Source organism: Natrialba magadii ATCC 43099, from assembly GCF_000025625.1.
GTDB lineage: Archaea > Halobacteriota > Halobacteria > Halobacteriales > Natrialbaceae > Natrialba > Natrialba magadii.
This window is the reverse complement of record NC_013922.1, coordinates 2,333,002-2,345,219: the sequence shown is the minus strand read 5'-3', so window position 1 is coordinate 2,345,219 and position 12,218 is coordinate 2,333,002. Positions and strand designations below refer to the sequence as shown.

At 61.6% G+C, this 12,218-nt stretch carries 11 protein-coding genes and 1 pseudogene; 6 read left to right on the top strand and 6 right to left on the bottom strand.

Going from position 1 to position 12,218, the window contains the following annotated elements; translation table 11 throughout:
- The first annotated feature begins 119 nt into the window (after positions 1–119).
- From NMAG_RS10990 to NMAG_RS10980, 3 genes are all read left to right on the top strand, one after another.
- Complete coding sequence (locus NMAG_RS10990) at positions 120–1,145, top strand: DUF1611 domain-containing protein (protein WP_004215590.1); 1,026 nt, start codon at positions 120–122, stop codon at positions 1,143–1,145.
- Positions 1,142–2,182: a dipeptide epimerase gene (locus NMAG_RS10985; protein ID WP_004215592.1), complete on the top strand. Its 1,041-nt coding sequence runs from the start codon at positions 1,142–1,144 to the stop codon at positions 2,180–2,182. Before NMAG_RS10990 ends, NMAG_RS10985 begins: the two co-directional genes overlap by 4 nt.
- A gap of 122 nt (positions 2,183–2,304) precedes the next feature.
- Entirely contained in the window at positions 2,305–3,495 is a 1,191-nt protein-coding gene (locus tag NMAG_RS10980; RefSeq protein WP_004215593.1) for a twin-arginine translocation signal domain-containing protein, read from the top strand.
- Positions 3,496–3,595: 100 nt separating this feature from the next.
- On the opposite strand, the gene NMAG_RS22710 is transcribed toward NMAG_RS10980, so the two are convergent.
- Positions 3,596–4,315: an ATP-binding protein gene (locus tag NMAG_RS22710; RefSeq protein ID WP_004215594.1), complete on the bottom strand. Its 720-nt coding sequence runs from the start codon at positions 4,313–4,315 to the stop codon at positions 3,596–3,598.
- Between the two features lie 92 nt (positions 4,316–4,407).
- Between NMAG_RS22710 and NMAG_RS10970 the strand changes: the two genes are divergently transcribed.
- Both NMAG_RS10970 and NMAG_RS10965 read left to right on the top strand, forming a co-directional pair.
- Entirely contained in the window at positions 4,408–4,752 is a 345-nt protein-coding gene (locus NMAG_RS10970) for a cupin domain-containing protein (protein WP_004215595.1), read from the top strand.
- A 379-nt stretch (positions 4,753–5,131) separates the two neighbouring features.
- Positions 5,132–6,592: a PGF-pre-PGF domain-containing protein gene (locus NMAG_RS10965; protein WP_004215596.1), complete on the top strand. Its 1,461-nt coding sequence runs from the start codon at positions 5,132–5,134 to the stop codon at positions 6,590–6,592.
- A 48-nt stretch (positions 6,593–6,640) separates the two neighbouring features.
- Here NMAG_RS10965 and NMAG_RS10960 read toward each other — a convergent pair whose 3' ends face one another.
- From NMAG_RS10960 to NMAG_RS10945, 4 genes and pseudogenes are all read right to left on the bottom strand, one after another.
- On the bottom strand, positions 6,641–7,420 hold the full coding sequence (locus NMAG_RS10960) for an SDR family NAD(P)-dependent oxidoreductase (RefSeq protein ID WP_004215597.1): 780 nt from the start codon (positions 7,418–7,420) through the stop codon (positions 6,641–6,643).
- Between the two features lie 121 nt (positions 7,421–7,541).
- On the bottom strand, positions 7,542–8,597 hold the full coding sequence (locus NMAG_RS10955) for a hypothetical protein (RefSeq protein WP_191219379.1): 1,056 nt from the start codon (positions 8,595–8,597) through the stop codon (positions 7,542–7,544).
- A 100-nt stretch (positions 8,598–8,697) separates the two neighbouring features.
- Positions 8,698–9,264: pseudogene (locus NMAG_RS10950) on the bottom strand (HPP family protein).
- Positions 9,265–9,342: 78 nt separating this feature from the next.
- Positions 9,343–10,398 (bottom strand): hypothetical protein, encoded by a 1,056-nt coding sequence (locus tag NMAG_RS10945; RefSeq protein ID WP_004215601.1) that lies wholly within the window; start codon positions 10,396–10,398, stop codon positions 9,343–9,345.
- 239 nt (positions 10,399–10,637) lie between these two features.
- Between NMAG_RS10945 and NMAG_RS10940 the strand changes: the two genes are divergently transcribed.
- Entirely contained in the window at positions 10,638–11,183 is a 546-nt protein-coding gene (locus tag NMAG_RS10940; protein WP_004215604.1) for an FxLYD domain-containing protein, read from the top strand.
- A 56-nt stretch (positions 11,184–11,239) separates the two neighbouring features.
- On the opposite strand, the gene NMAG_RS10935 is transcribed toward NMAG_RS10940, so the two are convergent.
- Complete coding sequence (locus NMAG_RS10935; protein ID WP_004215605.1) at positions 11,240–12,127, bottom strand: PspA/IM30 family protein; 888 nt, start codon at positions 12,125–12,127, stop codon at positions 11,240–11,242.
- Between the last annotated feature and the right edge of the window lie 91 nt (positions 12,128–12,218).

The following is a 12,218-nucleotide window of genomic DNA, read 5'->3' as shown; positions in this document are numbered from 1 at the left end:
TGGTGGTCGGAGTCCAGTCGAGTTACGGAAACGACAGCTCACGGGAGACACGACGGGAGGAAACAGTCATCGCCTGCTGCGAACTCCAAGATTAAGTACCCCCCAGTGCATTCGTCGGTATGCGCGTCGCAATTCTCGCACACGAACAGTTCCCCGGGCGGGCCAAGACGGCGATCGGTATCCTCCGGTACGCCGACTACGACGTGGCCGCGGTCCTCGACCGTGACACGGCCGGCGACCAGGTAACCGACTACGTCCCTGATGTCCAGGACGCCCCAATCGTCGAAAGCATGGACGCCCTCGCGGACGACGACCTCGACGCACTCATCATCGGTATCGCTCCTATCGGCGGCGGCCTCGAGGAGAGCTGGCGCGACGATATTCGGACCGCACTCGAGTCCGGTTGCGACGTCATCTCGGGACTGCACCACTTCCTTTCGGAGGACGAGGAATTCAGCGCGCTCGCGGACGAACACGGCTGTGAGCTACAGGACGTGCGCAAACCGCCCGAAGACCTGACCGTGAGTCAGGGCATCGCAGACGAGGTCGACGCGGAAGTCATCCTCACCGTCGGCACGGACTGTGCGGTCGGCAAGATGACCGTCTCGATGGAACTCGCTCGCGACGCTCGAGACGCCGGCTACGACGCGGCCATCATCCCGACGGGCCAGACCGGCATCATGATCGAAGGCTGGGGGAACCCGGTCGACCGCGTCGTCTCGGACTTCACCGCCGGCGCAGTCGAAGAGATGATCCTCGAGAAGGGCGACGAACACGACTACCTCTTCGTCGAGGGCCAGGGCAGCATCGTCCACCCGGCCTACTCGGCGGTCACCTGTGGCATTCTCCACGGCGCAATGGCAGACAAACTCGTCCTCTGTGACGAGGCCGGCCGCGAGGCCATCCACGGCTACGAATCGGTCTCGCTCCCACCGATCCAGACCTACGTCGACCTCTACGAGGACCTCGCTGCACCCGTCTCCGAGACAGAGACCGAAATCGTCGCCGGCGCACTCAACACGGCCGAACTCGACGACGACGAGGCAGCCCGCGAGGCCGTCGACGCCTACGCCGACGAGCTCGGCGCACCCGCCGTCGACGTCATCCGTCAGGACACCGACGAGGTCCTGGAGGTGCTGCTATGAGCCTCGAGACGAGCTTCCAGCGGCGCACGCTGCCACTCGAGTACCCCTTCACCATTTCCCGCGGAACGAAGACGGAAACGGAGACCGTCACGGTTCACATCGAGGACGACGAGGGCAACGTGGGCATCGGCGGCGCAGGGCCGTCCGAACACTACGGTGAGACGCTCGATACGGTCGAAGCGCTCTTGCCGGATCTGCTTGCCGTCGTCGAGGACGAGGACGATCCCCAGCAACTCGCCCGCATCGAGCGCCGGATGCGCGAAACCGTCGAACGCAATCCGTCGGCCCGCTGTGCAGTCAGCATCGCGCTGCACGACCTCGTCGCGAAGCGCCACGACGAGCCGCTGTACCGGTACTGGGGACTCGATGCCGAGGAGACGATCCAGAGCTCCTACACCATCGGAATCGACGACACGGAGACGATGCGCGAGAAGACCGAAACCGCCGTCGAGCGCGGCTACGGCACCCTGAAGGTCAAACTCGGTACCGACCGTGACATCGAGATTATCCGAACGCTCCGGGAAGTCGCGCCGGACGCGCGCCTCTACGTCGATGCCAACGAAGCCTGGACGCCTCGCGAAGCCGTCTCGAAGATCGAGCGTCTCGCCGAGTTCGACCTGGAGTTCGTCGAGCAGCCGATCCCCGCGGAGAACGTCGAGGGCCAGCGTTTCGTCTACGAGAACGCGGCGCTGCCGATTGCAGCCGACGAGTCCTGTATCACGGTCGACGACGTGCCCCAGATCGCAGGTCGGTACGACATCGCGAACCTGAAACTGATGAAGTGTGGCGGCCTGCAGGAAGCAAAGCGCATCATTCACACCGCCCGCGCCCACGGCATGCAGGTGATGTGTGGCTGTATGAACGAGTCGAACGCCTCCATCGCGGCAGCCTGCCACCTCGCCCCGATGCTCGACTACGCCGACCTCGACGGCTCGCTGCTGCTCGCAGAAGACCCCTACGACGGCGTCCCGATGCCGAACGGCACGATCGATCTCGCCGCACTCGACGTGCCGGGAACCGGCGCCCGACTCGAGTAGTCGACTCACTACGTCGACGGACGTCGTGTAGCCATTTCTGCTGACACGCGCTTTCGATAGAAAAGACGGTCTCTTGGACCGCCAACATAGTTTACAACGCCAGTTGCTGTGGTGATGCTGGCATGAGTGAGGACGACCAGAAACAAGAGCACGTCTCTCGGCGAACAGTACTGAAAGCATCGGGGAGCGCGGCAGCGGTCCCGGTGCTCGGAGCGGGGAGAGTGAGTGGCACAGGTGCAACTGAAACCACCGGGGAAGCGGGGCTTCGGGACGCACTCGATCGGTGTCCCGACGCGACGATCAGACCGAGTATGGGCTACTGTGCGGGCGCGAGCACGGACGGGTGTGCTGATGACCATCCGGTGACGATCGAGCTACGGGAGGCTGTCGAGCAGACACTCGAGAGCGAGTATCCTGACGCCGGCGCGTTACTCGAGGCGGGATTCAAACCATACTTCGATACGCTCGACGTGGCCGACGAGGATGGCTGGTCACACTGGCTGCATCCGGAGTATATCGGTGACGAGGCGATGCTGGATCCGGAGCGACCGGAATCGGTGCTGGTAGACAACGACTCCTGGCGCTCGATCGGCGTCATGTTTATTGCGACGATCGACGGCGAACCGGTCGAGCCACCGCCGGCAGTGTATGACGAACGAGCGGAGAACGGAGACGACAGGGACGAAATCGCCGAGCACCCATCCTGGGAACACCACGGTCCGGACGTCGCAGACGAGTTCGATGGGGAGTGGGAACATGGACATGACAACGGTCATGGACACGACGACGGTCATGGATACGACGACGGTCATGGAAACGACGACGGTCACGGACATGACGGACCGCACCACGATGACGCACCACACCACAACGAGACGCAAGAGGATGGGTATGGCCCTGGTCACGATCACGACGACGACAACGACCATGGCCATGGCCATGGCCACGGCACCCCACCAGACGACCACGAAGACCGCTGTTCTCCCTGGCACTACCACGCCGGCCTCCCCGGCCGATTCGCGTGGTGGTACTACCAGCACGTCTACGAACAACGCTTTGCCGATGGCGAGGTCAGGCTGCCGTGTCGCACACCCTGCATGCTACACGTCTGGACGATAGACCACCCCGAGGGCGTCTACGCACACGACGCCCCGCCAGCCGAGTACCGTGAGCAACCACCCGTCTCCGAGGCCGGCTTCGAAACCGACGCCGACCCCAGTACCGATACCCTCGGCTGGGACGCCCTTCCAGCGAACGAGACACCAGGACAACTACCACACGAAATTCCGTTGCTAGACCGTCTCCTTCCCTGAGCCCACGAATCAGATTGGTCCCCATCCGGATTGCACGGCTGGACTTCACCCGCGACCGAACCTCACAGCCACGTCCGAACCCTACATCCACGTCCGAACCCTACATCCACGTCCGGACTGCAGCCACCACTCGCTCGACCGCCTCCGACACCGAACACTCGTCCGTATCGATTCGCACGTCCGCAGCCGGCTCGCTGAACTCGCGATACACCACGTGCACCCCCTGCTCGTCGATCCGGTCCGCTTCAGCACGGGCGCGATTTCGCGCCAGACACGTCTCGAGACTCGCCGTCACGTACACGAACCGAACCCGCACGTCCGATAGCGACCGAAATCGCGTCTGCCATCGTCGCCGATAAAACGTCCCGTCGACGATCGCAATCTCATCGCACCCTGTCTCACGCACCTCCTCATAAAGCCGCTCGTACGTACGTCGTGAGTAGTCATCCGAGTGAAAGAGCGAGATTGTGTGGGTAGGGTACTCGAGTACCAGTGCCTGGCGAAGACGGGTGGCGATACTTGTTTTTCCGGCACCTGGGGGCCCGCAGATGACGACGATCACGGCTGTTGGTGGGTGTAGGGGATGGTGGTATAGGTTGGTGTTGGTGTCAGTGGTGCCGTTGGTGTTGGTGTTGGTGTCAGTGGTGCCGTTGGTGTTGGTGTTAGTGTTAGTGTCGGTGTCAGTGGTGGCGTTGGTGGCAGTGTTGGTGTCAGTGGTGGCGTTGGTGGCAGTGTTGGTGTCAGTGGTGGCGTCGGTAGTGGGGTTAGTGTCAGTGGTGGCGTCGGTGGCGAAGTTGGTGTCGGGGTCGGTATGAGCCACGAAAACGGGCCAAAACAGGCGACACGGGCCAAAACAGGCGACCCACACCGGGTACCCACACCAATTTAGGGACCGGAAATGGAGCATCGAGTATGGGCTACGACACCGCAGCGAAAACTGATCCAGAGTCAGTCGTTCCCGACGAGTTCGGCGGCATGTGGTTCCTCAAGGACGAACTGGGAACAAGCGAACTCGGCCTCTCGATTCTCGAACTAGAGCCCGACGGCAAGGGCAAGGAGCACGACGAGACACACACCGACCAGGAGGAGGTGTACTACGTCGTCGAGGGAGAAATCGACGTGGATCTCACTGACCACGACGAGACGGTGACGCTCTCGACGGACGAGGCGATCCGGCTCGATCCGGAGGAAAGCCGTCAGTTGCACAACCGCGGTGACGAGCGTGCGAAACTGGTGTTGGTTGGGGCCCCGCTGTAGGACACAGACAGGGGACTGCCAACTATCGATTATCGACGTTTCAGTGACCTCATCTGACATTTGTAGACTAGGTCATCAGTTACACTGACAGACAGCGGTCAGTGCGAAGTCGGTCGTGAGTCCGGTGTCGCCGGTGGAGACAGCCACGCAACCGTTCAGTCACGCTGGACACGATCCGGCACCGGCGTCCGGAATGTATCACATAGCTCGAAGTAACGGGCAGCTAACTATAGGACACCACCCCGAGACGGAGCGTGATGGAAGTAGACGGACTCTTCGGACGTCAAACGGCTGGACGACGTGTCACATCCTGGGTCCCGGTGCGACACCCGTCAGAACGATACGGCAGCATCTCGAGCAGTGGCCATCGTACCGAGCCATGAGATGTCTCGCAGCTATCCTCCTCGTAGCCGTCGGACTGGTAGCCGTTGCCGGCGTTGCAGGGGCGGGCCAACTACCTGTTGACTCGTCGCACCACTCATCGTCGGTCTCGCCGCCGGACGCCGAGACGTACGTCGTCGAGCAGGGTGAGTTCTGCCAGCCGATCGAACCACTCGAGTCCGGTGAGACGATCGAAGCGTTCTACGACTACCGAGATCACGAAACGCACCCGGAGACGGACGACAACCTCTACAGTTCGTACGGAACGACCCACCTCCAGGAAGACGATACGAGCGTTCTCTTCCTCCACGAGGGGCCGAACGGAGTGAGCCTCGTCATGATCCACGGACAGCTCGACGGAAACGGCGATCCAACTTACGCGACGTTCGACCTCGCCGGTCTGCCCGACGACTCCGAGTGGGTCGTCAGGAACGACGCGTACGACGACGTGACGAATCTCGACGAGTTCCACCGCGGCGACGGCTGGGCGAGCGCCACGTGGCTACAGCGCGGCGACCGAACCGGCGGCGGTGCGATCCAGGGCGGACTCGACGACGAATTCGCCGTCACGGTGCACCCAGCGTTCAACCACGAGGCGACAGTGAACCACGAGAACCACGACCACCCGGATCCGGACTTCTATACGCCAGGAACGGTCGACGCGTGGGACGTTCTGTCGAGCGACGCCGATAATCCGGAGCGAACGGCGCTGCCATCGCTCGAAGAGCCGGTCACGATCCGAACTGGAACGTGCGCGGACGCCTCGATAACGTACGACCGAACCGCAACCGGGATTGCGGCCGACGTTACGGACGCCGACCCAGCCGACACCGTCACGTTGCACCCGACGACGGGCACGGCCGACGCGATTCGGTTCGATCAGATCACAGTATCTGATATCGACGGAGATGTTTCACTTACCTTTGCAAACGCACCCCCCGACATGGACCCATCGTCGCCCGTCGATGCCGACCCGCTGTCACAGCTGACGCTACGCGACGACCCGGTCCAGGGGGCGCAGGCGACCGTTACGTTCAGCGTCGACCGAGCGTACCTGGAGGCACAGGGCCTCGAACCTGAGTCGATCGCGCTTTTCGAGGTCGCGGACGGTGAGTGGGAGCAATCAGAAACAAGAGTGAGCGACGAAACGGCGACGGCGTATCAGTTCACTGCAGAGATCGACACGCTGCAGGCGGTCACCGTCGCGGAGTCGGACGACGATCCGAACGCCACACCGAACGACGAGAACGGGACCGGACCATCGGATACGGGAACCGATGATGTCGGGAATAACGCGACGAGTACGGATACGGCAAATGGCGAGAACAACGCAACGGGGTCGGAAACCGACGGAAGCGGCGATGAGTCGTCCCCGCTCCCCGGATTTGGAGCCGGCGTGACCGTTACCGTCATCGCCGTCGTGCTGCTCACCGCTCTGTGGGCAGGATCTCGTCAGTGACAATTGACGACATTGTGGCAGTTGGCGTATAGATTCACACTCCAGCACTCAATACGTCACTTTCCCGCCGGAGACGTTGAGTGCCTGACCCGTAATTCGGTCCGCCGCATCTGAACAGAGGTACGAGACAGTCTGTGCGACATCTTTCGGCGTGACGAACGAGTGGGTGAGTGTCTTCCCTTCCTTCTCGGCGACGATTTGCTCGCGTGATTTTTCGGAGGTGACCGCTTCCTTGTCGATAACGGCCTCGATCCGTGGCCCTTCGACCGACCCCGGACAGATTGCGTTCGCCGTGACGCCGTGTGGTCCACCCTCTGCTGCCGCCGTCCGCGTGAGACCGAGAATCCCCGCTTTCGAACTCGTGTACGGGCTCCGTTCGGGCACCACCCGCTTGCCCGACGCCGAGGAAATGTTGATGATGCGGCCGTACTCTCGATTCTTCATCTCTTCGAGCACTGCCTTCGTACAGAGGAACGGACCGCGGAGGTTGACCGACAGCGTCTCGTCCCATTCCTCGAGAGAGACATCCTCGATCGGTGCTGTCGGTCCCGCGATACCGGCGTTGTTGACGAGGATGTCGAGCTGGCCAACCTGGTCTCTGGCCGTCTCGATCGCCGCGGAAACGCTCTCGGGATCGGTGAGATCGAGGTGGGTTTCGGTCGCTGACCCACCTGCAGCCTCGATTTCGGCGACCGTCTCCTGGCGCGCCGATTCCTCGAGATCCGCGACGACGACCGTAATGCCGTGGCTCGCGAGTTCGAGACTAATCCGTCGACCGATACCGACGCTCCCGCCGGTAACGAACGCTGTCTCGCCGTGAATGTCCATAGCTACTGCTCACAAGACGGTAGATGTACATGTGCCTTGTGACCAGCCGTCAGTGGCTGACCGGCAACTGTTCTGGCAAACGTGTTGTCACGGGAATCGAAGCAGAACCCAGCGAGGCAATTCAGCCCAGATCCTCCTCCCGTTCGGACTCCCGGAGGATGAACGGCCCCATCGCGAGCGTCCGCTTTGCGATCGTCGCGATTCGAAGAATGTACGCGATGAACAACACGAACGGGGAGATGCCGACCACGAAGCCCGCGCTCGTAATCCAGACGAGGTTGTCGACGCCGAGTGTGGTTCCAGGTAACGTGCTCGCGTCGACGTACATGATCAGGATCGCCATCACCGCCAGCGCGGGAACGGAGACGTAGAGCAGCCACCGCGAGAGGTTGATCAGCTCCCACTGGAAGTACAGCGTCTTGAAGTGCTCGCGAGCCGGTCCGAACAGTTTGAGCGTCTCGATCATCTCTTCGAGTCGTTCGTTTGCCTCCTCGGTAAGCGAGTCCTGGTGGTCGACACGGATTTTGCGCGCGTCGTAAATCTTCCGTGAATAGTTGTACCTGAGCGCGCCCCAGATCACCGCGAACGTGCCGAACTGCGCCTCTTCGAGGTCCTCCTTGACGTGTATCGCGTTCTCGCGGACGTCACCGGTGTAGTCGTGGATTGCCTCCCGTAGCTCCTCGTCGCGCTCGTCCTCGACGGCGGACTCGAGTTCGTTCGCTCGCTCCTGCACACCGTCGACGAGTTCGAAGAGGAAGCCGGCCGGTTCGGGCGGGCTGATGTCTTCACTGACTGTGGCCTCGGTATCCTGTCGAAACTCGATCGACTCCTGCATCCGGCTGCGTTGACTTCCCACTGCTCCGAGTTCCTGTGAGAGCACGAGTTGGTTGATCGTGACGACGATGGAAGTGCCGGTGATAATCGCACCGATGAACGAGGTGAAGAAGAACCCCAGCCCGTCCTGATTGGCAACGATTTCCCGAAGTGGCGTCAGGCCGGTTTGACTAACGACGACCAGAACCACGAAGACGATTGCGAGGGTCACACCAGTGAGCACGAGTCGGTTAACCCGAAGCAAGAGCCACAGTTTCACCCCACCGAGGCGCTCGGTGCTTTCCGTATCACCCGGCCCGCTCGCCGACCCACCGTCAGTGTCGCCCGCATTCGAGTTGCTCATCGACTGTAGCGGATCCACCACGTCGACCGGTAAAACGGTTGGCCAGAAGTCGACGGGCTGTTCGACGTCGAAAACGGCGATATCGGTCGCCTTCGAGAGGCTATCGAGGATCTTCGGGTTTAACACCGTAGAGCTCCTGTACGTGGTCGACGATAGTGTTGTGGAAGATGACGAGGAGCGCGACGGAAATGACGATGATCGTCACCTCGAGAAGCGTCGACATGAGCCCCAGCGCGACGATAAGCGTCGTCGCACAGGCTGCGGGATGGTTCGTATTCGACCAGAGCATGCCAACTGTTGTGAGCAACATCGCGACGATGCCGCTGATAACGAGTCGACCGACCTCACTCGAGAAGGGCTCGCCGTGTTCGAAGGCGTCGACGACGATGATACCGTCGGCGAAGAGGACGTACGCGATGAGCCCGCAGACTGCTGCAACGGCGTGACCGCCGATGACGTGATACGCCCCTTCCGCCCGTTCTGTCTCGCCGGTTGCGAGAAGATACGCGGAGGGGCCGAGGCTGGGGAAGAGAAATGGCTGTCCGGAAATTCACGCAAGGCCGCCGAGGAACAGAAAGTGGAGTGTCACGTTCGTGCCAGCGCTCAAGTCGTCTCTGACGTTGATCGTCTCGTCGGTGCTGGCACGCACCGTATCCCAGAAGCCCATCACCTGTGGGTGAGTACGACGGTCGGTATAAATAGCAGGTTGGCAACAGCGTCAGGGCTCGGGTCGGTCATGCAACCGTCACTCTGACTTGTCGTCGACAGTAGTCGAGAACGGGCCAGCATCGGGATCCTTCTGTGGGATCATCGGCCCGGTCGACACCGTTCGACGAGTGACTGTGGCGGTTCGGAGGATGTACGACGTGAGCAGCGCGAGCGGCGTCACGATGACCGCGATGAGCGCACTAACGACGTACGGCAAGTAGGCGACAGTGAGGCTCGGACCGGCAAAATCCGCGTAGATGAGTCCGATGAGGATCGACGACAGAATCGCTGGGACGCCCGTGTATATCGTCAACTGCGAAAATCGCGTGAGTTCACGCTGTAAGTACGTCGTCTTGTAGTGTTCGCGAGCAGTCGCAAACAGCGTCAGGTCCTCGATCAGACTATCGAGTTCCTCGACTGCCTCGTCCGACAGCGAATCGCTGTGTCGACCACGGAGCTGGCGTGCAACGTACAGGTGCCAGGGAGCGTCGTACCTGATCGCCGCCGAAAGCGCGGTGAAGGCATCGAGCTTCGATTGCTCGAGTGTCTCGTCGAGCCGGTCGCTGCTCTCGGAGAGACTCTGGGCGAACTGGTCGAGTAGCTCCGCTTGCTCTTCGTCATCGGGCATTTCGGCGGCGTCTGTGAGCTCTCGTGCGTTCGTCTGAATCGACTCGGCAAGCAATTCGATCAGCCGCGCTGGGGAGGCCGGTGACGCCGGTACGTCCGCCGCCTCGGCGACGTCGGCGCGAAACGAGAGGACGTTTTCGATCTGACTGCGCGCATCGCCGGCGGGGGCGAATTCCTGTGACAGGATCAGCTGGTTGATCGAAACGACGAGTGTGACGAGCGAGAACGTACCCGCGATCAACCCACTGGCCGTCCGGGTGAGCGAATCGTCGTTGACGAACGAGATGATGCCGACCTCGTTCAACAACACGGAGCCGACGAACACCCCGAGCGAGATGAGCGCTGCAACGACCAACCGATCGCCGTCGACTAGCACCCACTCCTGCAGTCGCGTCCACGAGTTCGTTCGACGACCGATATCAGACCCATACGACTCGAGCGTCTCATCCGCCTCCGGAGCCGCCATAGGAACGCGTTCGGCAGACGTGACAATAAGGACCCACGTTGCATATCTTCGATCCCGGTTATTTGGGTCCGCTCGTCGAACAGCGCCCACAATGCAGAGCGGACCGATGACAAACGTCGGACTGGGTGAAGAGTTGGCGGTTCAGGGTCTACACTGAAAGGCATCGAGGGTGTCCATAGGCCCATGTCGGGTCACGGCGAACGACTGCTGGTACGCCAGACAGGGACGCGAGGACAGCGATGACTCGGACAGACTCATCCGCCCGGCAACCGCGACGCGGTTCCTCTCGGCGCCGCGTTCTCGGGGCGCTCGGGCTCGGACTCGGACTGACGGCCTCTCTTGCCGGCTGTACCAACGGCGGTCTCGGCATCGGCGTCGGCGTCGAAACCGGCCCAACGTACGAGGACGGCACGGTCGACGTCCCCGACGACGCCGAGGAGCGCTCCGTCGAGGAGATGGCAACCGCTGAAGCGCTCGCCGAACTGGAGAGCCAAGAGGGCGTAACGCCACTCGATCGCCTCTCGATCGTCGATCACGAGTACGTCTTCGAGGAGGGATTCCGCGGCTCAACTGTACAGGGAACCGTCGAAAACACCGACGATCGGGTCGAAATCGCCGAGATTCGCGTTCGGGTCTACAACGACGCCGGCGAGCAACTCGGACGCTACCTCGACACTACCGGCGACCTCGACCAGGGCGGCGAGTGGGCGTTCGAAGTGCTCCTACTCGAGTCACCAGACGATATTGCATCCTACGAGATTGCGGTTATCGGGACGCCGACGTAGGACTAGAACGGAGCAGGTGGCTGTGGTGGTGACAGTGGCAGTGACAGCGAGTGTCGTTACGTGTTCTCCTCGTCCTGCAGTTCCGCGAGTTCGGATTCGATCTCGGAATCGTCGACATCGGTGTCGATGTCTGACTCGTCGAGGTCGACGTCACCGGTGGGTTCGGCGGCTGCCTCGGCGTCGGTTTCGGTTTCGGCGTCCGTTTCGACGTCGGTCTCGGCTGGCTCAGTATCCGCGGCGGCCTCACCCTTCCCCATATCTGACTTCAGCGTCTCGAGTTCGGCTTCGACGCCGCTGCCCGTCGAGAGGTCCTCGAGTTCGCGGTCGATCTTGTCCTTGTCGGACATGACGTCGTCGAACGCGCCGGTCTCGTGGAGTTCGTCGAGGGCGGCCGCGCGGGCCTCCATGTCCTCGGTCTGCTCTTCGGCGCGCTCGATGGCGCGACCGACGTCTTCGAACTCCTCGCCGGTCGCAGTCATCGCCTCGGAGACGGTCGAACTGGCCTCTGCAGCCTCGTAGCGGGCCTTCATCGTCTCCTTCTTCGTGCGGAACTCCTCGATGCGGTTCTGGAGTTCGTCCTTCTGGTCGATGAGCTGATCTTGCTGGTTCTGGAGCTCCGAAATCTGGCGCTCCAGATCCTCGATCTGGTTCATCTTCGTTTTCTTCTTCTCGAGTGCACGTCGAGCCAGATCCTCGCGGTCCTGCTGTACCGCGGTTCGTGCCTGTTCGTTGTGTTTCTCGACGTTCTCCTCGAGACGCCGCTTTTGCATCTCGAGACGTTTCTTCTGGGTGGTGAGATCGGCAATGCCGCGTTTGACCTCCTGAAGCTGGTCGCGCATCTGCTCGTATGAGTAATCAAGCGTCTGCGTCGGGTCCTCAGCCCGGTTGAGCAGGGAGTTGATCTTCGACCGGATGACGTAGGAGGTCCGAGAGAGGATGCCCATACTCCTACGTAACGCTCGTCACCCTTAAAAACATCACATCAACGACAGACTGAGACGAAATTGCGGCCGGTATGTCGTCTCTCGCCGATTT